Annotated in this window: 20 protein-coding genes; 15 read left to right on the top strand and 5 right to left on the bottom strand. The window is 33.1% G+C overall.

The features are described from left to right. Window positions 1-166 precede the first annotated feature (166 nt). From lpxB to surE, 3 genes are read right to left on the bottom strand one after another with little or no spacing between them, the layout of a single operon-like run. Window positions 167-1276, bottom strand: coding sequence for a lipid-A-disaccharide synthase (lpxB, locus tag Q4Q39_RS17320; RefSeq protein WP_303283816.1), 1110 nt, complete (start codon window positions 1274-1276; stop codon window positions 167-169). A gap of 46 nt (window positions 1277-1322) precedes the next feature. Next, window positions 1323-1607, bottom strand: coding sequence for a hypothetical protein (locus tag Q4Q39_RS17315; RefSeq protein ID WP_303283814.1), 285 nt, complete (start codon window positions 1605-1607; stop codon window positions 1323-1325). Further along, window positions 1600-2376: a 5'/3'-nucleotidase SurE gene (gene surE, locus Q4Q39_RS17310; RefSeq protein WP_303283813.1), complete on the bottom strand. Its 777-nt coding sequence runs from the start codon at window positions 2374-2376 to the stop codon at window positions 1600-1602. Before surE ends, Q4Q39_RS17315 begins: the two co-directional genes overlap by 8 nt. Window positions 2377-2551: 175 nt before the next feature. Between surE and Q4Q39_RS17305 the strand changes: the two genes are divergently transcribed. Both Q4Q39_RS17305 and Q4Q39_RS17300 read left to right on the top strand, forming a co-directional pair. Further along, window positions 2552-4696 carry a carboxy terminal-processing peptidase gene (locus Q4Q39_RS17305; protein WP_303283890.1) on the top strand — a complete coding sequence of 715 codons (2145 nt, stop codon included), beginning with the start codon at window positions 2552-2554 and terminating at the stop codon, window positions 4694-4696. 8 nt (window positions 4697-4704) lie between these two features. Next, a complete protein-coding gene (locus tag Q4Q39_RS17300) occupies window positions 4705-5799 on the top strand; it encodes an ABC transporter permease (protein WP_303283812.1) in 1095 nt (364 codons plus the stop codon). Between the two features lie 212 nt (window positions 5800-6011). Here the strand turns inward: Q4Q39_RS17300 and yihA are convergent, their stop codons facing one another. After that, entirely contained in the window at window positions 6012-6626 is a 615-nt protein-coding gene (yihA, locus tag Q4Q39_RS17295) for a ribosome biogenesis GTP-binding protein YihA/YsxC (protein WP_303283811.1), read from the bottom strand. A gap of 110 nt (window positions 6627-6736) precedes the next feature. Continuing rightward, entirely contained in the window at window positions 6737-7501 is a 765-nt protein-coding gene (locus Q4Q39_RS17290) for an alpha/beta fold hydrolase (RefSeq protein WP_303283810.1), read from the bottom strand. Window positions 7502-7794: 293 nt separating this feature from the next. Here Q4Q39_RS17290 and mraZ point away from each other — a divergent pair, with 293 nt between their 5' ends. From mraZ to ftsZ, 13 genes are all read left to right on the top strand, one after another. After that, window positions 7795-8265, top strand: a complete 471-nt coding sequence (mraZ, locus tag Q4Q39_RS17285) for a division/cell wall cluster transcriptional repressor MraZ (protein WP_303283809.1) — start codon at window positions 7795-7797, stop codon at window positions 8263-8265. Further along, window positions 8252-9148 carry a 16S rRNA (cytosine(1402)-N(4))-methyltransferase RsmH gene (gene rsmH / locus Q4Q39_RS17280; RefSeq protein ID WP_303283808.1) on the top strand — a complete coding sequence of 299 codons (897 nt, stop codon included), beginning with the start codon at window positions 8252-8254 and terminating at the stop codon, window positions 9146-9148. The genes mraZ and rsmH overlap by 14 nt, the downstream gene beginning before the upstream one ends. 51 nt (window positions 9149-9199) lie before the next feature. After that, window positions 9200-9517, top strand: coding sequence for an FtsL-like putative cell division protein (locus tag Q4Q39_RS17275; protein ID WP_303283806.1), 318 nt, complete (start codon window positions 9200-9202; stop codon window positions 9515-9517). A gap of 63 nt (window positions 9518-9580) precedes the next feature. Then, window positions 9581-11539 (top strand): penicillin-binding protein, encoded by a 1959-nt coding sequence (locus Q4Q39_RS17270; protein WP_303283889.1) that lies wholly within the window; start codon window positions 9581-9583, stop codon window positions 11537-11539. Beyond that, window positions 11536-12999, top strand: a complete 1464-nt coding sequence (locus tag Q4Q39_RS17265) for a UDP-N-acetylmuramoyl-L-alanyl-D-glutamate--2,6-diaminopimelate ligase (protein ID WP_303283805.1) — start codon at window positions 11536-11538, stop codon at window positions 12997-12999. Before Q4Q39_RS17270 ends, Q4Q39_RS17265 begins: the two co-directional genes overlap by 4 nt. Window position 13000: 1 nt before the next feature. Next, window positions 13001-14242 (top strand): phospho-N-acetylmuramoyl-pentapeptide-transferase, encoded by a 1242-nt coding sequence (gene mraY, locus Q4Q39_RS17260; RefSeq protein WP_303283804.1) that lies wholly within the window; start codon window positions 13001-13003, stop codon window positions 14240-14242. A 135-nt stretch (window positions 14243-14377) separates the two neighbouring features. Beyond that, the gene (gene murD / locus Q4Q39_RS17255) at window positions 14378-15709 is read left to right on the top strand and encodes a UDP-N-acetylmuramoyl-L-alanine--D-glutamate ligase (RefSeq protein ID WP_303283803.1); all 1332 of its coding nucleotides are present in this window, start codon (window positions 14378-14380) and stop codon (window positions 15707-15709) included. A 78-nt stretch (window positions 15710-15787) separates the two neighbouring features. After that, window positions 15788-16981, top strand: coding sequence for an FtsW/RodA/SpoVE family cell cycle protein (locus Q4Q39_RS17250; protein ID WP_303283802.1), 1194 nt, complete (start codon window positions 15788-15790; stop codon window positions 16979-16981). A gap of 76 nt (window positions 16982-17057) precedes the next feature. Continuing rightward, window positions 17058-18158 carry an undecaprenyldiphospho-muramoylpentapeptide beta-N-acetylglucosaminyltransferase gene (gene murG, locus Q4Q39_RS17245; RefSeq protein WP_303283888.1) on the top strand — a complete coding sequence of 367 codons (1101 nt, stop codon included), beginning with the start codon at window positions 17058-17060 and terminating at the stop codon, window positions 18156-18158. Between the two features lie 3 nt (window positions 18159-18161). Next, entirely contained in the window at window positions 18162-19514 is a 1353-nt protein-coding gene (gene murC, locus Q4Q39_RS17240) for a UDP-N-acetylmuramate--L-alanine ligase (RefSeq protein WP_303283801.1), read from the top strand. A 16-nt stretch (window positions 19515-19530) separates the two neighbouring features. Then, the gene (locus tag Q4Q39_RS17235; RefSeq protein WP_345075610.1) at window positions 19531-20223 is read left to right on the top strand and encodes a cell division protein FtsQ/DivIB; all 693 of its coding nucleotides are present in this window, start codon (window positions 19531-19533) and stop codon (window positions 20221-20223) included. A 3-nt stretch (window positions 20224-20226) separates the two neighbouring features. Continuing rightward, on the top strand, window positions 20227-21540 hold the full coding sequence (ftsA, locus tag Q4Q39_RS17230; RefSeq protein WP_303283799.1) for a cell division protein FtsA: 1314 nt from the start codon (window positions 20227-20229) through the stop codon (window positions 21538-21540). 105 nt (window positions 21541-21645) lie between these two features. Beyond that, the gene (gene ftsZ, locus Q4Q39_RS17225) at window positions 21646-23646 is read left to right on the top strand and encodes a cell division protein FtsZ (RefSeq protein WP_303283798.1); all 2001 of its coding nucleotides are present in this window, start codon (window positions 21646-21648) and stop codon (window positions 23644-23646) included. Window positions 23647-23784: the final 138 nt, after the last annotated feature.

Below are 23784 nucleotides of genomic sequence, written 5' to 3'. Positions count from 1 at the left end.
CTGTTTTGTCAACTGTGGTTTTATTCATACTACGAATTGATTTATAAGTAAATAGAAAGTTTATTTCAATAACAAAAAAATCAATCAAAAGTTATTTCATCGCAAACAAAATAATCTTAGCAAAATAGCACTGTTTTATTATGCTTTGCTAGTAGTCTGTCTCTTTTTAGCTTAAATTATCGTAAATCAATTTAGCTGTTTTTTCACTGGCACCTTTTCCGCCTAGAGCTTTTTCTAACTCATAATATTCTAAAAATAATGTGTGGCGAATATCAGGGTTTAAGATTTTGTCTAGTTCTAACTTGAGGCTTTTTTTATTAAGATTGTTTTGAATAAGTTCAGTAACCACTTCTTTATCCATAACTAAATTAACTAACGAAATAAACTTTAACGTGACAATTCTCTTTGCAATTTGATAAGAAATAGCACTCCCTTTATAGCATACTACCTGAGGTACTTTAAACAGAGCAGTCTCTAAAGTAGCAGTTCCAGATGTTACTAAAGCTGCATTTGAAACACTTAATAAATCATACGTTTTATTAGAAATAAATTTGACATCGTAAGATTTTATAAAAGTTTCATAAAAACTATAATCTTGGCTAGGGGCACCAGCAATTACAAATTGATAATCTGGATAATCACTAACAAGACTTAGCATAACAGAAAGCATTTTCGTTATTTCTTGTTTTCTACTTCCTGGTAATAATGAAATAATAGGTTTATTTCCTAAGTTATAAGTTTCCCGAAATTCAAATTCGTCAATTTGCTCACGATTTGTAATAGCATCAATTAATGGATGCCCAACAAATGTCACATCATAATTGTATTTTTTGTAAAAAGGTTTTACAAAAGGAAGAATAACATACATGCGATCAATATCCCGTTTTATGGCCTTTACTCTGCCAGCTCTTGAAGCCCAAACCTGAGGGGAAATATAATAATTAGTTCTAAAATTATGCTGTTTTGCCCATTTTGCTATCCGTAGATTAAACCCAGAGTTATCAATAAAAACAATAACGTCAGGATTATAGGTTTTAATGTCACTTTTACAAAACGAGATGAGTTTGAAAATTTTAGATAAATTCGTAATGACTTCAACGAAACCCATGAATGCACGCTCTTTATAGTGTTTTACTAAAGTGCCACCAGCAGCTTGCATAAGATCGCCTCCCCAAAACCTAATATCTGCATTAACATCCTCTTTTAATAATGCTTTCATTAAGTTAGAACCATGTAAATCTCCTGATGCTTCTCCTGCTAGAATGTAATATTTCATCTGTCTAAAATTAATTTGTAAAAATACTCAGATGTAACTTCACTATTTAAAAAAGTTTGAAAATAAATGTGAAAACAGCAATAAAAACAGTAATTAATAAAACACCTCTTGCTCTATAATCTTGTTTTTTTCTTATAAAAATAAAGAATACTATTAAATTTAGAATGGCACCTAAACTTATTAACTTGCCTAAAAAGCCTTGTGCAGACGCGGCTTTAATAACTGTTATAAAATCATCTCCTTGTCCTAAAAAAGTAGCTGAAAAAAATAGACCAATGGCATTAGCTATTAAACCAACAAATATTCCTATAAAAACATCTTTTTTAATCATTCAAATTCCAAGTCTTTAAGTTTTTAATATGTTGATGAGCAGTTAAATCAAATTGAATAGGGACAACAGAAACGTATCCTTGTTCTAAAGCCCATTCATCTGTATCTTCACCACCATCTAAATTAACAAATTTTCCTGAAAGCCAATAGTAGTCTTTCCCTTGTGGATTTTTACGTTTATCAAATTCTTCAACCCAATTCGCTTTTGCCTGCCTGCAAATTTTAATGCCTTTAATGTCTTTTTGTAAAATATTAGGGATATTAACATTTAACACAATACCGTCTGGCAGACTATTATTTAAAAGTTGTTCGGTAATCGTTTTTATATATGTTTTTGAAGGCTCAAAATTAGCATTCCAGGTATAATCAAGTAAAGAAAAACCAATAGCTGGAATTCCCTCAATACCAGCTTCAATAGCAGCACTCATAGTACCAGAGTAAATAACGTTTATAGATGAGTTTGAACCATGGTTAATACCAGAAACACAAAGGTCTGGTTTTCTGTCTAACAATTCTCTAATAGCTAATTTTACGCAATCGGCAGGTGTTCCAGAACAGCTGTATTCAATTTGAGGTCCGTTATCCATATAAATACGTTCGGCGTAAAGTGTTGAGTCTAGTGTGATAGCATGGCCCATGCCGCTTTGTGGACTGTCTGGAGCAACAACTACAACTTCACCAATAGAATTCATAATCGAAATTAATGATCTAATCCCTGGAGCACTAATACCGTCGTCGTTTGTAATTAATATGAGTGGTTTTTCTGTCATATAATACTTTTAAGGCGTCGCTAAAATACACAATTTAGCCAGTAAACTGTAAATTTCTTCTGTTTAACAAAAAATTAGTGTCAATTGCCTATGTTGGCATAATTTTTTCTTTATTTTAGTGAATTATATATATTACTTTATAAGAGTAATTAAATATTAATAGATGAAAAAAATTATGAAAAGGAATTATAAAATATTGTCTCTCTTATTATTATTAGCATTTGGATCTTGCAGTTTTACTACAAAGAAATTCAACAATCCAGATAAAGATAAAAAACTAATTCAAATCATAAGATTTGTATTGCAGGAAGGTCATTTCGATCCTATTGCTATGAATGACAATTTTTCAGCTGAATTGTTTACAGATTATATTGAAATTCTGGATCCAGTGAAGCGTTATTTTTATGAATCTGATTATAAGGATTTTGAAAAGTATAAGTTTTTTCTCGATAACCAACTAAAAGCAAGAGAGCCAGAGATTACATTTTTCAATGTTGTGAATAAGCGCATGTTGGAACGTATAGAAGAAGCAAAAGAAATTTATAAAGAAGTTTTAGCCAAACCTTTTGATTACACAATTAATGAAGATTTTGATACAAATCATGAAAATAGTGAGTATGTAAATAGCAGAAAAGATATGAAGGAGCGTTGGAGAAAGCAGCTTAAGTTCTCTACACTTTCTAATTATGATGATTTGATGGAGGAGGAAGAATTAGCAAAAGAAAAAGATGCATCATATGTAATGAAGACAGAAGCTCAAATTGAAAAAGAAGCTCGTGATGCAACTTTAAATTCTATTGATATTTATTTTAATGATAATATTGATGATTTGCAGCGTGAAGATTGGTTTGCCATTTATATCAATACTATTGTTGAAGAGTTCGATCCGCACACTTATTATTTAGCACCTAAAGGAAAAGAAGATTTTGATCAGCGTATGTCTGGTAAATTAGAAGGTATTGGGGCTAGGTTGGAAAAAAGAATGGATTATATTAAAGTAGTAGAGCTTATTTCTGGAGGACCAGCTTGGAGAAGTAAAGAGCTAGAAGTTGAAGATCTTATTTTAAAAGTAAAGCAGGAAGATGAAGAATTTCCTGTAAATATAGTTGGAATGCGTATTAATGATGCGATTAAATATATTAAAGGGCCTAAGGATACCAAAGTAACGCTAACTGTAAAAAAAGTAGATGGAACAGTTAAAGATATTGATATCGTAAGAGATGTTGTGGAGTTGGTTGAAACGTATGCTAAATCTTCAGTAGTTGTTAAAGGTAACAAGAAATTTGGAGTGATTAACTTGCCAGCTTTTTATGTTGATTTTAAGGACTATAAAAATGTAAATGCTGCTATAGATGTGAAAAATGAGATTGAGCGTTTGAAAAAGGAAGGTATGGAAGGCCTGGTTTTAGATTTACGTAATAATGGAGGTGGATCATTACCAGCAGTTGTAGATATGGCTGGTTTGTTTATAAAAGAAGGCCCCATTGTACAAGTACGTTCTACAGGTGAAGCTAAAGAAGTCCTGAAAGATATGGATAAATCTATTTCTTGGGATGGCCCTTTGGTTGTTTTGGTTAATGAAATATCTGCATCGGCTTCCGAAATTATGGCTGCTGCTATGCAAGATTATAAGCGTGCCATAATTATAGGGAGTAAACAAACGTATGGTAAAGGAACCGTTCAAAATGTTATTAATTTAAATAAGATGATAAGAAGTAATACAAGTGGGGATTTAGGAGCTTTAGCTTTAACAACTCAGAAGTATTATAGGATTAATGGTGGGTCGGTACAGCTAGAAGGTGTTAAAAGTGATGTGGAAGTACCTGGACGTTTTAGCTTTATTGATGTAGGAGAAAAAGATAAAGAAAATCCATTGCCATGGGATGAAATTGACGCCGCAAATTACACGCCTTGGGAATATTATTTCGATTACAATGAAACTGTAAAAAGAAGTAAAGAACGTATGGTCGATAATGAGCAGTTAAAGCTTATTGAAGAAAAGGCTAAATGGGTGAAGAGTAAAATTGATGAAACAGTATATTCATTGAATTACAAAAAGTATAAAGCAAAGCTAGATTTAAATGATGAAGAGTCTGAAAAATTTAAGGCTATATCTAAATATCAAACAAACTTAACGTTTAAATCGCATAGCTATGAAAAATCGCTTTTCACTAAAGATGGAACAGATTTAAAAGAGAAACGTGAACGTTGGCATCAGAGTTTAAGTCAAGATGTTTATATTGAGGAAGCACTTAATGTATTAGAAGATTTAAAAATGTCGTATCCGATTAAAAAAGTGGCATCTACTGTAAGAAAATAAATTTATTTATGAGTCATAAATCAAGCTCATTAAAACAATTAGCGCTCCAAAAGTTTAAAAAGAACTTTTGGGGCGTTTTTAGTTTTGGCTTTATTGTATTTGTTGGTTTAGTATCTGTATTTGCTTATGTTTTTGCTCCAGATGATTCGCAGTTTGCAAACCAAATGCACTTATCAATTCATTCTAAAAAACCAGGTTTTAAAATTGAAATGCTAACGATACCATCACAATTAGAAAGTAATCAAAGTTGGTTAGGCAAAGTTTTCTTTGGAAAAAAAAATACAGATACTGAGGTTCCTATTTCAGAATATTTAATAGAAGAAGACTTGCTAATGTATAAAGAGTATGCATCAGATGGACTAGAAGGTGTTGAGAAAACAACTTCGCTAAGTGTTTTTCCTAATAATGAAGTAGGTAAATATATAAAAGCAAAGACTTTTCTTTTTGGTACAGATAAATATGGGAGAGATTTGTTAAGTCGTGTATTGATAGGTGCTAGGATTTCTTTTTTTATAGGGTTTGTAGCAGTTTTTATTTCGTTACTTATCGGTGTTTTTATGGGTAGTGTAGCTGGGTATTTTGGAGGTAAAGTTGATGCTGTTATTATGTGGATTATTAATGTTACTTGGTCAATCCCAACGTTGTTACTTGTTATTGCTATAACTCTAGCTTTAGGGAAAGGTTTTTGGCAAGTGTTTATAGCTGTAGGGCTTACTATGTGGGTTGAAGTTGCTAGAGTAGTACGTGGACAAATAATTAGTGCTAAAGAAATGCAATATGTAACAGCAGCTAGAGCCTTGGGATTTAATGATTTTAGAATTATAACCAGACATATTTTACCTAACATAATGGCTCCGGTTATTGTGATTTCAGCAGCTAATTTTGCGGGAGCCATTTTAATAGAAAGCGGACTTAGTTTTTTAGGTATCGGAGCGCAACCACCTATGGCCAGCTGGGGCGCTATGATTAAAGATCACTATAATTATATTATACTCGGTAAACCTTATTTGGCTGTTATACCCGGACTATGTATTATGAGTTTGGTTATGGCGTTTATGCTTATTGGGAATGCCTTACGTGATGCTTTGGATGTTAAGAATTAAATGGCCATGTATTGGGCAGGGTATTTTTACTCAATATACTTTTCTAGAGTTATTATTATATATTTTCAATTCAGAACCCTTTATCGTATATTTTAATGTTTGAGATCACTTTACAAAATTTGTAACTATTCAAGCCTTATTCCAGTTAGTGGAAACCATAGAAAAGAAGTTTTAGATAAAATGGTAGACAGTAATTTTGAAAAAAACAGGTTCTAACTATTAGAATCTAAACGCATGTTTTCATTCAAAGAATCTATATATCCTAAAACGTCCTCTTTACCAATATCCTTAGAAGAAGAGGTTATAAAGTAATTTGGTGTTTCTTCCCAAGTCTCTAAAAGAATAGCTTTATAAGCCTCCACATGATTATCGATTGCCTTTGGTTTCAGCTTATCCGCTTTTGTGAAAATAATGGAGAATGGAATACCATTCTCTCCTAGCCATTGCATGAATTCTAAATCTATAGGTTGAGGTTCATGTCTAATATCCACTAAAACAAAAGCATTTACAAGTTGCTCGCGTAAACCAAAATATTGTGTTATAAATTTTTGAAATACTTTTTTAGAACTTTTAGAAACACGTGCATACCCATAACCAGGTAAATCTACCAAATGCCAATTTTTATTAATTAAAAAATGGTTAATTAACTGCGTTTTTCCGGGTCTGCCAGACGTTTTAGCTAAGCTTTTTCTACTGGTCAACATGTTTATTAGTGACGATTTACCAACATTACTTCTACCAATAAAAGCATATTCAGGTATCATGCTTTTTGGGCATTTTGCAACATCAGAATTGCTCATCACAAATTCGGCAGATTTAATCTTCATATTTTAATCATTCCCGAGATCAGTACTGAATTTATTTCAATAAAGCCGGGAACCTTATTAATTGAACTTAGTTTTTTTGTAATATAACTTGATTTAGCAGGCTTAAAAATTTAAAACCCTCTTTTATTCAGCCATGCATCAAGAATAGTGTTGAATTCATCTGGATGCTCCATCATAGCAGCATGCCCGCATTTATCTATCCAATACAAATCAGAATCTGGTAGAAGCTCGTTAAATTCTTCAGCAACTTCCGGAGGTGTAACGGTATCGTTTTTACCCCAGATAATACAAGTAGGTATATTCATATTTGGTAAATCCTTTGCCATATTATGTCTTATGGCACTTTTAGCAATGGCTAATGTCTTTATAAGTTTATTGCGATCGTTTACAGTTTCATAAACTTCATCAACAATCTCTTTAGTGGCCACTTCTGGATCATAAAAAACCTCTTGCGCTTTCTTTTTAATGACTTCATAATCGCTACGTTTTGTGTAACCACCACCCATAGCACTTTCATAAAGTCCAGAGCTACCCGTAATAATAAGCGCTTTTACTTTTTCTGGATACAATTTGGTGTGGTATAAGCCTATGTGTCCACCTAGCGAATTTCCTAGTAAAATAACTTCGTCAAAACCTTTGAATTCTATAAAATCGTGTAAATATTTAGCGAAGCTTTTTACATTGGTTTTTAACAAAGACATAGTGTAAATAGGTAATTCTGGAATAATGATTTTATAGTCTTTTGAGCTAAAAAAATCTGAAACAGCATTAAAGTTACTTAATCCTCCCATAAGGCCATGTAACACCACAATTGGCGTGCCTTCTCCAGCTTCAATGTAACTGTATTCTTTTTCCTTTTTTAAACGATACATCATTATTGGTCGGTCATTGCATTAAAAACAAATATAGTTAATTCATTCATATTTTAACCATTTAAATTATTTGTCAAAAATAAAACATTCTGTAAGGAATGTTGATAAAATATTTGTTATTAAATTTTTGTCTTTAACATCTTGATAGTAAGAGTTAAGCGTCCTTTTTTTATGCTAAAAACGTTTTTTGCCTCCATTTAGTCGAAAAATTATTAACAAAGTGGTATAATGTGGTAAAAAGTGGTATATTTTTCAATATATTTGAAAATTAAACGTTAAAATTTCAACAAACTGCTTTGGACTTAATAACAGGGACATACGATTGTAAAGTTGATGCAAAAGGAAGGTTAATGATGCCCGCTGCTTTAAAAAAGCAGTTGTCTTCTATTTTATCTGACGGTTTTGTATTACGTCGTTCCGTGTTTCAAAAATGTTTAGAGTTGTATCCAATGGGTGAGTGGCAAGTTTTAATGCAAAAAATGAATAAGCTTAATAAGTTTAAAAAGAAAAACAACGATTTTATTCGCAGGTTTACTGCGGGGGCAAAAGTAGTTGATGTTGATATTAATGGGCGTTTATTAATCCCAAAAGATTTAACAGTGTTTGCAAATATTTCGAAAAATATAGTTGTGGCCTCGGCTATAAATATTATTGAGATTTGGGATAAAGATTTATATGAACAAGCTATTGATGATGCTGCTATTGATTTTGCCGATTTAGCTGAAGAAGTAATGGGACAAGACGATGATGACAATGGAATATCATAACCCTGTATTGTTAAAAGAAACCGTAGATGGTTTGGCTATCAAAGCTGATGGTGTCTATGTGGATGTGACATTTGGTGGCGGTGGTCACAGTAAAGAGATATTAAGTAGGCTGGGAGAAAACGGAAAACTGTTTGCTTTTGATCAAGATAAAGATGCTTTGGAGAATACAATTGATGATCCTCGCTTTACATTGATTCATGAGAACTTTAGATATATAAAACGGTTTTTGCGCTTTCATGGTGTAAAACAAGTGGATGGTGTTTTGGCTGATTTTGGAGTCTCCTCTCACCAATTTGATGTTGCTGAACGAGGATTTTCTACACGCTTTGAAGCAGATTTAGATATGCGGATGAACCAGCAAAATGACCTCTCTGCTTTTCATGTAGTAAATGAATATGAAGAAGAGCAATTAAAGCAAGTGTTTTTGCAATATGGAGAATTGCGAGCAGCACCAGCCATGGCAAGACTAATAGTTGAGTATAGAAAAACGGAGCCGATAATAACAAGCGAGCAGTTAAAAAATGTATTGAGAAAATTTTTGCCGCCAAGACATGAAAACAAAGTGTTGGCCCAAATTTATCAGGCCATTCGCATAGAAGTGAATCAAGAAATTGAAGTTTTAAAAGAGTTTTTAGAACAAACACCAGAGGTCTTATTTAAAGGAGGACGATTAAGTTTTATATCCTATCACTCTCTGGAAGATAGATTGGTTAAACGTTTTATTAGAAATGGGATGTTTGAAGGGGAGCCAGAACGGGATATGTTTGGAAATTTTGAAGTGCCATTAAAAAAAGTAAACGGTTTAATTGTGCCTACAAAAGAAGAAATAAATATGAATAGTAGAGCTAGAAGTGCAAAGTTGCGAATTGCGGAAAAACTTTAAAAATAATTAAAATCTCTCCTATGGAGAGATGTCTCAAAGAGACAGAGAGAAATGAAAAAAAATATCTATAACATATTAAAAGGAACCTTTTTGGTAAGTGACGATTCTTTTAAGAACTGGAGGTTTATCATTTTTATTTCTGTTTTGGCAATTATAATGATAGCAAGCTCACATAGCGCTGATAAAAAAGTATATGAAATAGCCCGATTAAAAAATGAAGTCAAAGAAATGCGTTCGGCTTTTGTTGATGGACGTTCAAAACTTATGAGGCTTAAAATGGAATCGGCAGTTATTCGTAAAATGAAAGAAAAAGGCTTGTCACCTTCGGTGATACCGCCTAAAAAAATAAAAATAAAATCTCAAAAATAAAGCGAGTCTTTGGCAGTAAACGAAAAAGGCATATTGAACCGATTGTATTTTATAGCAGGATGTATGTTCGTCTTTGGGCTTGCTGTGATGTTTAAATTGTTAAGCATTCAGTATTTACAAGGAGACAAATATCGTGCTCTGGTTGATAAAAGAGATATTCAGGATATTACTATACCGGCAAACAGGGGGAATGTGTATGCTAACGATGGTAGTTTGTTGGCAACATCAATTCCAAAGTATAACATTGCTATAGATGCTGTGACATCTCAAAATAAAACCTTTGAAGAATTTATAAAGCCTTTATGTGACTCGCTTTCGGGGTATTTAGGTAAACCTTCAAGCTACTATGAGAGAGGGATAAGGAAGGCAAGATTGAATAAGAATCAATATTACTTATTAGTCAAGAATATTAATTATACAGATTATGTTCGATTTAGGAATTTCCCGCTTTTAGAACGTGGTGCTATTTCTGGAGGATTAATTGTTGAGCAAAAAACGAAGCGGGAGTTTCCTATGGGAAATATTGCGAGACGTACTATTGGGTACGAGCGTTTTGATGAAGAAGGAAATGTGACCAGACCTGGTATTGATGGTGCTTTTGGATTGAAATATTTAAGAGGGACAGACGGAATAAGAAAAAAACAAAAAATAGGCAATGGTAAGTGGAAGCCAATGACCGATCATAACCAAGTGGAACCAAAAGATGGGTATGATGTTTACACAACTATAGATGTTAATATTCAAGATATAGCTCATCATGCGCTTTTGAAACAGTTAAATAAGTATAAGGCAGAACATGGTTGTGTGGTAGTTATGGAGGTGAAAACAGGAGAAGTTAGGGCCATTTCAAATTTGGGTAGAACAAGTAAAGGCGTGTATTATGAAAAATTAAATTATGCAGTAGGAGAAAGTCATGAGCCAGGTTCTACATTTAAGGTGATGGCAATGATGGCAGCTTTAGAGGATAAGGTTATTGATACATCTACAATTGTTGATACTCAAAAAGGTAGAAAAAAGTTTTATGGTAGATATATAAATGATTCTCATTATGGAGGGTACGGGGAAATTTCAGCAGCTCGAGCGTTAGAAGTTTCTTCTAATATTGGTTTGGCTACTATAATAGATAAGCATTATTCAGATAATCCTAAGAAATTCATAAATAAGCTTAAGGAATGGGGATTAAACGAGCGTTTAGGTATTTCAATTATTGGTGAAGGAGAGCCCGATATTCCAGAGCCAGGCGGTGAGAAATGGAGTAGAAATGCGCTTCCTTCAATGGCATACGGTTACAATTTAGAATTAACACCGCTTCAAACATTGGCCTTTTATAATGCGATAGCTAACGACGGAGAACTTGTGAAGCCAAGATTTTTAAAAGCGGTAAAAGAATTTGATAAAGAAATTGAAACTTTTGATAAAGAAGTGATTAAGAAAAAGATTTGCTCTGATGAAACTTTAAGTAAAATTCGAGAGATTTTAAAAAATATAGTGGTTAGAGGTACAGGTGAGAAGTTATATTCTGAAAATTTCTCAATGGCAGGAAAAACGGGGACTGCGAGAACGGAATATTGGATGAAGGATTGGGTAGAAAATAAAAGATATATCTCTTCTTTTTCGGGATATTTCCCTGTGGAAAATCCAAAATATTCATGCATAGTGGTTATTCATAAGCCAAGTACAGAGGTTGGTTTTTTTGGAGCAGATGTTACGGGACCCGTATTTAAAAGAATAGCGCAAAAAATATATACAGATACACCAAAGATTGATGAGGTTGAATTGCTAGAAGTTAAGGTTGCTTCTGCAGAAAAAGAATATGAAAGCTTTTATAAAACGGCAACAACTTATAGAACAATAATGCCAAATGTTGTTGGTTTACCAGCAATGGATGCGTTAGCGCTTTTAGAGAATATGGATGTGGATATAAAGGTTGAGCTTAGTGGGAATGGTGTTATAAAATCGCAATCTGTTGATAAAAGCGAGAAATTAAAGAATAATCAAACAGTGGTTTTAAAAGCGTCATGATGGTATTAAAAGATATATTATACAAGGTAACCATTAATGCTGTAGTAGGTAGTACTAGTGTTGATGTGGGTGCTGTTGATTTTGATTCTCGGAAAATCACTAAAAGCGATTTGTTTGTTGCCATTCGAGGAAATATAGCAGATGGACATGATTTTATTGACATTGCTATAAATAATGGAGCGATAGGAGTTGTGTGTGAGAAGTTGCCAGAAAATTTGATTGACGGTATTACTTATGTAGAAGTTGATAACACTAGCAGGGCTTTAGCTGTTATGGCAGCGAATTATTACGAGAACCCATCGGAAAATTTAAAACTTGTTGGTGTTACTGGAACCAATGGAAAAACAACGGTAGCGAGCTTACTATATCAGTTGTTTAAAAAAGCAGGTTACAAAGTTGGGTTGTTATCAACAGTTAAAATTATGGTTGATAATACCGAGTATAAAGCAACACATACAACGCCGGATTCATTAACTATAAATAGCTATTTAAAGGAAATGAATAGCGTAGGTGTTGAGTTTTGTTTTATGGAAGTGAGTTCACATGGGATTCATCAACACAGAACAGAAGGTTTGCATTTTACAGGGGGCATATTTACTAACTTATCTCACGATCACTTAGACTATCATAACACCTTTTCGGAATATAGAGATGTTAAGAAAGCGTTTTTTGATGGACTTCCAGAGAAAGCTTTTGCATTGGTAAATGTCGATGATAAAAATGGGCTGGTTATGCTGCAAAATACTAAGGCTAAAAAGCTTACGTATGCTTTAAAAGAATATGCAGATTATAAAGCTCAAATTTTAGAAAACCAATTTAGTGGCTTATTGCTTAAAATAAATGACAGTGAGGTTTGGGCTAGATTAATAGGGGGCTTTAATGCTTATAATATGCTAGCTATCTATGCTACTGCTAAATTATTAGGCTTAGAAAAGGTTGAAATATTACGTTTGATAAGTGAATTAGATAATGTAAGTGGACGATTCCAGTATTTAATTTCTGATGAAAAAATTACAGCCATAGTAGACTATGCGCACACACCAGATGCATTAAAGAATGTATTGGAAACCATTAATAGTATTCGAACTAAGAATGAAGAATTAATTACAGTAGTTGGCTGTGGAGGAGATAGGGATAAAACCAAACGCCCAAAAATGGGACACATAGCTTCGGCTTTAAGTACAAAAGTCATTTTTACAAGCGATAATCCGCGTAGTGAAGTTCCAGAAAAAATTCTTAATGATATAGAAAAAGGAGTTGAACCTCAGAATTACAAAAAAACATTAACCATTGTAGATAGAAAGCAAGCCATAAAAACAGCTTGTCAATTAGCTAAGCCTAACGATATTATTTTAATAGCAGGTAAGGGGCATGAAACATATCAAGAAATTAAAGGTGAACGTTTCGATTTTGATGATTATAAAATAGTGCAAGCATTTTTAAAGCAAATACAAAAATAACATGTTGTATTATCTATTCGATTATTTAGAAAAACAGTTTCAAATACCAGGAGCATCTCTTTTTGGTTTTTTAACCTTCAGAGCAGCTTTGGCAATGATTTTGTCACTGCTTATTTCAACAATATATGGAAAACGGATTATTCGTTTTTTGCAAAGACAACAAGTAGGTGAGACTATTAGAGATTTAGGATTGGCAGGACAGCAGGAGAAGGCAGGGACACCAACTATGGGAGGTGTTATTATTATTCTAGCGACGTTGATTCCTGTGTTGTTATTGGCTAAACTAGAAAATATTTACATCATTTTGTTGATAGTAACAACGCTTTGGATGGGTGTTATTGGCTTTATTGACGATTATATTAAAAAATTCAAGAATGATAAAGAAGGGTTAAAAGGGCGGTTTAAGATTTTGGGACAAGTGGGACTTGGTATTATAGTTGGAGCCACTTTGTTTTTTCATTCAAATGTTACTATGAAAGAAAAACTTCCAGTAGCTGAGCAGCAAATTCTTTTAGCTGAAAACCCAAAAGTGGAAGCTTCAAAATTATTTGATGAAGAGATAAAATCAACAAAAACGACAATTCCTTTTGTAAAAGGCAATGAGTTTGATTACGCAGATTTGGTAACATGGATAAGTCCGAGTTTAGGGAAATACGCATGGATTATTTTTATTTTGATAGTCATTCTTATCATTACAGCTGTTTCAAACGGTGCTAATTTAACAGATGGTATTGATGGATTGGCCGCAGGAACTTCGGCTATAATAGTACTTACTTTAGGAATCTTTGCGTGGGTTTCTGGTAATATTATTTTCTCAGATTATCTCAACATCATGTATATACCAAGAGTAGAAGAGATTACTATTTATATCGCTGCTTTTGTAGGAGCGTTAATAGGATTTTTATGGTACAATACATTTCCAGCTCAAGTTTTTATGGGAGACACAGGAAGTTTAACCATTGGGGGTATTATCGCGGTTATAGCTATTGCGGTTCGCAAAGAATGGTTAATTCCAGTGCTATGTGGAATCTTTTTAGCAGAAAATCTATCGGTAATTATGCAAGTGAGTTGGTTTAAATATACTAAGAAAAAATATGGAGAAGGGCGCCGCATTTTTAAAATGTCACCACTCCATCATCACTATCAAAAATCAGGATATCATGAAAGTAAGATTGTAACCCGATTTTGGATTGTAGGTATTCTGTTAGCGATTCTTTCAATTGTAACATTGAAAATACGATAAAATTTCTGGGAAGGTAGGGGTTTTGTAATCGTGAATAAAGAGAAATAGAATTAGAAAAGTGATAAAAGAAATTTACATAAAAACAATTAATAAAAGCAGAGTGGTAAGTCCTTACCCTTTGGGGAAGGATTTAGGATGGGGCGTTTAGTCATTTTAGGAGGAGGAGAAAGCGGAGTAGGGACAGCGCTTTTAGGAAAAGAAAAAGGCTATGATGTTTTTGTTTCAGACAAAGGAATAATTAAAGAAGCATATAGGCAAGTTCTTATACATAATGAGATTGAATGGGAAGATGGAAAACATTCTGAAAGGAACATTCTGAATGCAGACATTGTTATGAAAAGCCCTGGTATTCCTGATAAAGCACCCTTGGTTAAGCAAATTCGTGATAAAGGGATATTAGTAGTGTCTGAAATTGAATTTGCATCAAAGTTTACTGATGCTACCATTGTTGGAATTACGGGAAGTAATGGTAAAACAACAACGGCATCCTTAGCACATCATATTTTGAAACAAGAATTAAATGTGGGCTTAGCTGGTAACATAGGGGATAGTTTCGCTAAGCAGGTTTTAGAGGAGGATTTTGAGAATTACGTATTAGAAATTAGTAGTTTTCAATTAGATGATATCGTCAGTTTTAAGCCGCATATAGCAATTATTACTAATATAACACCTGATCATTTAGATAGGTATGACTATCAATTTGAGAAGTATATCGCTTCAAAATTCAGAATAGCAATGAATCAAACTAAAGATGATTATTTGATTTATGATGCGGATGATGACGTTATAGAAAATCATCTAAAAAACAACCCGGTTCAATCAACATTATTACCGTTTTCGTTAACTAAAAAAATCGAAAACGGTGCGTATTTAGAAGATAATAAGATTAAAATAGCAATAAACAACAACCAGATAATTATGCCAACAACAAATTTAACATTAGAGGGAAAACACAACATAAAAAATGCTATGGCTGCTTCTACAGTATCGCATTTATTGAAAATTAGAAAACAAACCATAAGGGAAAGTTTAGAGAATTTTCAAGGCGTTGAGCATCGTTTAGAACAGGTTTTAAAAATTAATAAAGTTCAATATATAAACGATTCTAAAGCAACTAATGTAAATGCAACGTATTATGCTCTAGAGAGTATGGATACGCCTACTGTGTGGATTGTAGGAGGAGAAGATAAAGGTAATAATTATGAAGAATTATTCTCTTTTGTAAATGAAAAAGTGAAGGCCATTATCTGTTTGGGAGTAGATAACGAAAAATTAATGAGAACGTTTGAAGGTATGGTTGATGTTATTGTAGAAACACAGTTTATGAGTGAAGCAGTGAAAATTGCTTATAAAATTACAGAAGCAGGAGATAGTGTTTTATTGTCTCCAGCATGTGCAAGTTTTGATTTGTTTGAGAATTATGAAGATAGAGGTCGCCAATTTAAAAATGCCGTTAGAAATCTATAATTAACACAATTAATGATGCTTATGTCGTGCTTAGCTTGTTGAAGCATCTCATTTAAGTAGGAAAAACAAAGTTGAAGAGTGCAAACAGTATTTAAAAACATAAAAGGAGATCGATTGATTTGGGCCATAGTAACCTTGTTGGCTATAGCATCGTTTTTACCTGTTTATAGTGCTGCAAGTGATTTGGCTTATGTCAAGTATAACGGTAATACGTTCATTTCGTTTGTAAAGCATTTTATGCATTTGTTTTTAGGTTTTGCTATTATGTATGGCGTTCATAAAATTCCTTATAGGTATTTTAAGGGACTGTCTTTGGTTATGATTCCTATAGTTTTAGTCTTGTTGGTTATTACAATGTTGCAAGGTACGGTAATGGGAGGCGCTAGTGCTAGTAGGTGGATTAAAATACCTATAGTTGGCATGTCTTTTCAAACATCAACTTTTGCTTCTGTAGTGCTTATGGTTTATGTGGCCAGATACATGTCTAAAATTAAAGATGTTGATGTTACATTAAAGAAATCTATTTTGCCACTTTGGATGCCTGTTTTTTTTGTATTAGCATTAATCTTGCCATCAAACTTTTCAACGGCAGCGATTATGTTTTTAATGGTCATATTCTTAGTTTTTTTAGGCGGATATCCCGTCCGTTATTTAGGAGTTATTTTGGGCTCAGGTTTGTTGGCATTAGTGTTTTTTGTAATGTTCGCTAAATTAACAACAGGACCATTGCATGTTAAGGTGACCACATGGGAAAATAGAATTAAAAACTACTCAAATAACGAAGATACAGAAGCAGATTACCAAATAGAAAAAGCAAAAGTAGCTATAGCATCTGGTAAAGTTTTTGGTGTAGGTCCTGGTAAAAGCATTCAAAAACATGCTTTGCCTCAATCATCATCAGATTTCATTTTTGCAATTATTATTGAAGAATATGGCTTAATAGGAGGCTTTACAATTATGATTCTTTACATGTGGTTGTTGTTTAGAATTGTCATAGTATCTCAAAAATCCGATACGATATTCGGTAAGCTTTTGGTGCTTGGTGTCGGATTACCAATAGTGTTTCAAGCATTAATTAATATGGCTGTAGCTGTAGAATTATTTCCTGTAACGGGACAAACATTGCCATTAGTGAGTAGTGGAGGAACATCTATATGGATGACGTGTTTGGCTTTAGGTATTATTCTAAGTGTGAGCGCAAAACGAGAAGAGATTAAAGAGCGAGAATTAAATGAAGATAATCCGTTGGAAATTTTATCAGAAACCATTTAAGAGGTCAAGAATAAAGATTAAAGAAAAAAAAGTATAAGAGAAAGAGCGTTTTTAGAAGAACATTCGTAAATCATACATAGTGAATCGTAAATACAAAATCATATTATCTGGAGGAGGAACAGGAGGACATATTTATCCTGCTATTGCTATTGCAAATGAGTTGAAGTCTCGTTTTCCAGGTGCTGAGTTTCTATTTGTGGGAGCTAAAGATAGAATGGAAATGGAAAAAGTGCCACAAGCAGGATATGATATTGAAGGACTTTGGATCTCTGGAATTCAGCGAAAGCTAAGTCTGAAAAATTTGGCATTTCCTCTTAAGTTAATTAGTAGTATTTGGAGTGCGCGAAGCATAATAAAATCATTTAAACCAGATGTGGCAATTGGGACAGGAGGATTTGCTAGTGGTCCATTGCTATATGTAGCGGCATCAAGTAATATTCCAAGCTTGATACAAGAACAGAATTCATATCCAGGAATTACTAATAAGTTATTGTCTAAAAAAACACAAAAAATATGCGTGGCTTATGATGGATTGGAGCGTTTCTTTCCTCGTGAAAAAATTATAAAAACAGGAAATCCAGTACGTCAAGACTTATTAGATGTAGATAGTAAAATAGTAGAAGCTAAGGAGTTTTTTAATCTAAAACATGGGAAATATACACTCTTGGTTTTAGGAGGGAGTTTAGGAGCTAGAAGAGTAAATGAATTGATTGAGAATAAGTTGGATTTTTTAGATGCACAAAACATTCAAATTATATGGCAGTGTGGTAAGCTGTATTATCAGCAATACAAAATTTATAATAATACGAACAATGTACAAGTGTATGAATTCTTAAATAATATGGACTTTGCTTATGCAGCAGCAGATGTCGTGATATCTAGAGCAGGAGCAAGTTCAGTTTCAGAATTATGTATTGTAGGTAAGCCGGTCATTTTTATACCATCCCCAAATGTGGCAGAAGATCATCAAACAAAAAATGCGATGGCAATTGTAAATAATGATGCGGCGATGTTAATTAAAGAAGCAGATTTAGATGTGGATTTTGAAAACAAATTCTCGCAACTTATAGCATCTCCAGAAAAACAAAAAAAATTAGGAAGTAACATAAAAAAAATGGCATTAGTACATGCTACAACTCAAATAGCAGATGAGGTTGAAAAGCTTCTGAATAAATAATAAATGAATTTAAATAACATACATAATATTTATTTGATTGGTATCGGAGGTATCGGGATGAGCGCATTAGCTCGATATTTTTATGCTAATAATAAACATGTTGCAGGGTACGATAAAACTCAAACTGAAATAACAGATGGTTTGGTGGCTTTGGGTATTGAAGTTCATTTTAATGATTTAGTAGATAATATTCCTGGTTCTTTTTTAGATGTAGAAAAAACACTGGTAGTTTATACGCCAGCAATTCCTGAGAGCCATTCAGAATTAAACTATTTTAATACGAATAAATATCATGTGTTAAAACGTTCCCAGATTTTAGGATTAATAACAGAAAATACATTTTGTTTAGCGGTTGCAGGTACTCATGGAAAAACGACCACAACTAGTATTTTAGGACATATAATGAACGAATGCAATGTGCCTTTAACTGCTTTTTTGGGTGGAATTAGTGAAAACTATAATTCTAATTTAATACTAAATGGAACTGATGTTTCAGTAGTTGAAGCAGATGAATTTGATCGTTCTTTTTTGACACTATCTCCAGATATAGCATGTATTACATCGATGGATGCAGATCATTTAGATATTTATGGAGACCCTTCAGAATTGAAAAAATCGTTTGAAGATTTTTCAAAAAGATTAAAGCCACAAGGAAAATTATTTGTTAGAAATGGATTGCCTTTACAGGGTACTACTTATGGTATAGAAGATAATTCAGATTACGCAATTCAAAATATAAAAATAGAAAACGGCACATATATTTTTGATGTAAAAACGCCAAAAACGATACTCGAAAATATACAATTTAATTTGCCTGGCAGGCATAATTTGCTAAATGCACTAGTAGCTTTGGCTATGGCTTTGGAATATGGGTGTTCTTCTGTTCAGCTTACTAAAGCTTTGGCATCTTACAAAGGTGTTAAACGCAGGTTTACATATCATATAAAAACTGATGATTTAGTTTTTATAGATGATTATGCACATCATCCAGAGGAAATTAATGCTGTTCATCAGGCTGTTAGGGAAATGTATCCTAGCAAAAGAGTCTTAGCTGTTTTTCAGCCACACTTATATACTAGAACACGAGATTTTATAGGCGATTTTGCTAAAAGCTTATCGCAGTTTGATGAATTGATATTATTAGATATTTATCCAGCTAGAGAGCTACCTATTGAAGGTGTAACATCAACTTGGTTACTAAATAAAATAAATAATAAAAATAAGAAATTGGTTAGTAAAGAAGGGCTATTGTTGGCTATACAAGACAGCAATGCAGACATTATATTAACTATCGGAGCAGGAGATATTGGAGAACAAGTAAAACGTATTAAAAAAGAATTAAGTATTGCGGGTTAATTGGAATTACATAAAGATGTTTGTTTTATTGGTGCTAGTGGGCTTTTTATTCGCTTTTGCATCAAAAAGAAATGCTGCTAGAAAAGTATCAAATCCGCATGTAAAATTTATTGGAGAAAATAACTTATTTGTTACAAATGAAACTGTTAGTAAATTGTTAATACAAAAATATGGGGGTGTTAAAAATGTACCCAAAGAAACTTTAGATTTGAATGAGCTAGAAAATGCCCTGAAATCTAATCCAATGATCAAAGCGGCAGAAGTGTATGTTTCTGTAAATGGTACACTTAATGCAGAAATAGAACAAAAAACACCAATAGCACGAGTGAGTACAAATGCGTCTTATTATGTTGATGACGAAGGTTTCTACATGCCTTTGTCTATCAATTATTCAGCAAGAGTACCATTAGTTACTGGTTATGTTGAGAAGAATAATTTAAAAAGCATTCGTAAGATTGCTAGTAAAATTATGAATGATGAATTCTTGAAAAAAAATGTTATCGAGATTCATCAAAATATAGATAAAGTTGTATCCTTAAAATTTAGGCATTGTAATTTTATAGTACAATTAGGTGACGTAAGTTTTTTAGATAAAAAGATTAATAATTTAAAGGCATTTTATCAAAAAAACATGAAAGAGAAAACACTTAATAATTATAGTAAAGTCAATTTGCAGTTTGACAACCAAGTAGTATGTACCAAAATATAAACCATGGAGCATAATTTAGCAGTAGGATTAGACATAGGAACCACAAAGATTGTGGCCATGATTGGACGTAAAAATGAATACGGTAAAGTTGAAATTTTAGGAATAGGTAAATCTAAAAGTTTAGGAGTGCACCGTGGTGTTGTAAATAATATTACGCAAACTATTCAATCTATACAACAAGCTGTTCAAGAAGCAGAAGCTTCTGCAGAAATGAAAATTGAGGGTGTTACTGTTGGCATAGCTGGGCAACATATTAGAAGTTTACAACACAGTGATTATATAACAAGACCAAATTCAGAGCATGTTATAGATGACGAAGATATTGATAGACTAATAAACCAAGTGCATAAACTGGTTATGCTTCCTGGAGAAGAAATTATACATGTGTTGCCACAAGAGTATAAAGTAGATGGGCAAGCAGAAATCAAGGAACCAATAGGAATGTACGGAGGCCGTTTAGAGGCTAATTTCCATGTGGTTGTAGGTCAAGTATCTTCTATTAGGAATATTGGCCGTTGTGTGCAAAGTGCAGGTTTGAATTTAGAAGGCATTACGTTAGAGCCACTAGCTTCAGCAAATGCGGTTTTAAGCCAAGAAGAAAAAGAAGCAGGTGTAGCACTTATAGATATAGGAGGAGGAACAACAGATTTGGCCATTTTTAGAGATGGAATTATACGTCACACAGCTGTGATTCCTTTTGGAGGTAATGTGATTACTGAAGATATAAAAGAAGGTTGCTCCATTATTGAGAAGCAAGCTGAATTATTAAAAATAAAATTTGGTTCTGCGTGGCCAGGGGAAAATAAAGATAACGAAATAGTATCTATACCAGGATTACGAGGTAGAGAACCAAAAGAAATAACATTAAAAAATCTCTCAAAGATAATACATGCTCGTGTTGTTGAAATTGTTGAACAAGTATATGTTGAAATTAAAAATTATGGACACGAAGAGCAAAAGAAAAAACTAATAGCAGGTATCGTATTAACAGGTGGTGGTAGCCAGTTAAAACATTTAAAGCAACTAGTAGAGTACATAACTGGAATGGATACCAGAATTGGATATCCAAATGAGCATTTAGCTGGAGATAGCGATGACGATATTACAAGCCCATTATATGCTACGGCAGTAGGACTAGTTTTAGACGGATTAAAACGCCAAGAAAGAAAAAAAATAGAACAAGAAGAAGTTGCTATTGAAGAAAATGAAGAAGAAAAACCAATTGAAGACATTAAAGAACAGCCAGTCAAAGAGCGTCGTTCTTTTTTAGATAAGTTAACCGAACGCGTTAAAGATTTTTTAGATAACGCAGAGTAAAAATGAGTGTACTAAAATGGTCTAATAGATCATTTTAGTAAAAGCATATAGAAAATATCCATAGAATTAAAAAATAAAGTATAAAACCTCAGTAAAATAGAATTTATGAGCAGCAAAGAAGAATTCGAAAGCATTGCATTTGATTTGCCTAAAAACCAGTCAAATGTTATTAAAGTTATTGGTGTTGGAGGAGGTGGTAGCAATGCCATTAATCACATGTTCCAACAAGGTATTAAAGGTGTTGATTTTTACATATGTAATACCGATGCGCAAGCACTTCAGAACAGCGGTGTTCCAAACAAAATCCAATTAGGTCTTAGTTTAACTGAAGGGTTAGGTGCAGGTGCAAATCCAGATATTGGAGAACAGTCTGCCGTTGAGAGTTTTGATGATATCTCTCAAATGTTAGACTCTAATACTAAAATGGTATTTATAACTGCAGGAATGGGCGGTGGTACAGGAACAGGAGCTGCTCCTATTATTGCTAAAATGGCTAGAGAGTTAGACATTTTAACAGTAGGTATTGTAACCATGCCATTTCAATTTGAGGGTAGAATGCGTATTGAACAATCTCAAAAAGGGATTGAAAAATTAAGAGATGTTGTAGATTCTTTAATTGTAATAAATAATAACAAACTTCGTGAAGTTTATGGTAATCTTGGTTTTAAAGCTGGATTCTCTAAAGCAGATGAAGTGCTATCTACGGCTGCTCGTGGTATAGCTGAAGTTATTACACATCACTACACACAAAATATTGATTTGCGTGATGCTAAAACAGTATTGAGTAATAGTGGAACGGCTATTATGGGGTCTTCTTTAGCTTCAGGTCAAAATCGTGCTCAAGATGCCATTCGTAAAGCTTTAGATTCTCCTTTATTAAACGATAATAAAATTACAGGAGCTAAAAATGTATTGTTGTTAATTGTTTCTGGCTCTCAGGAAATTACTATTGATGAAATAGGAGAGATTAACGATCACATTCAAAATGAAGCAGGACATGGTGCCAATATTATCATGGGTGTTGGTGAAGATGAATCATTGGAAGAATCTATAGCAGTAACCATTATTGCAACAGGATTTAACATTGAACAACAAGACGAAATTTCTAATACAGAAACCAAAAAAGTAGTACACTCGCTTAGCGAAGAACAGGATCTAAATCCTAAAGAAAAAGAACCAGCGATTATTGCTCCAATAATTGAGTTAGAAAAGAAAAAGGAACCACCTGTAGTTCGTCACACTTTAGATGTGAGTACTGTAGAAGATGAAGATAGTAATTTAAAAAAACGAACCGTTAATAAACAAAAAACGGTAGAACCAACTAAAAATATCGATTTAATACCAACATCGGAAATTATTAAAAATATCAATGTTGTATATGACGAAGTAAAGGCTAATATTGAAGAAGAGGATGAGGATTTTATTATTAAGCCAGTTACAAGAATGTCTGATGATGTTGAAGATATTACTGATGTAGAAATTATTTCAGATTATATTGAAGAAGAACAACAAATTACTTTAACCTTTGACTTGCCACTATCATCATCAGATAATAATAAAGAGATTAAAGAAGAGGAAGATGTTATTTCTCATCAATTAATGGATGAGGACATAAAAAAAATACCAGTCAATGATTACGTAGAAATTATTCCAGTTACAGAAACTAATGAAAATGGAGATATTCGTTACGCACTGGACGATTATGTTGAGGTTGAGTCTTCAATTAATAAAAAGAACCCAGCATCTAATGAGGTTTTAGAAGAAGTAGATAATGATGTTGTTTTTGAAAAAAAGGTAACAAATGAGCCTGCTTTAAATGAGGAAGCTACAGAAGAAATAGACCCGATGAATACACCAATTTCTGAGTTGCTTAAAGAACGTGCAGAAGAGCGCAGGCGTAAAATGAAAGACTTCAATTATAAATTCAATAATGCAAAGATTGATGATATAGAAAAAGAGCCTGCCTATAAGCGTCAAGGCGTTAATTTAAATGAAGCTAAACATTCATCAGAAACAGATATGTCTAGAACCAGTATAGGATTAGATGATAATGACGATATACAATTAAGAAGCAATAATTCGTTTTTACACGATAACGTAGATTAAATAGAACACTGGCCTAACTTTGTTATGAACCCGAAAAGGAAACCTCGTCTTTTCGGGTTTTTTTATTAATTGAAATTTTGTCATTTCCTCCTACGAGGGAATCTTTTTTCTTGGTACTTCGTTCTTCATGCTTCCAAC

Origin of the sequence: Flavivirga amylovorans (assembly GCF_030540875.1) — a bacterium.
GTDB classification, from domain to species: Bacteria; Bacteroidota; Bacteroidia; order Flavobacteriales; family Flavobacteriaceae; genus Flavivirga; species Flavivirga amylovorans.
The sequence above is the reverse complement of the archived record's forward strand: the minus strand, read 5'-3'. Positions and strand labels throughout refer to the sequence as shown.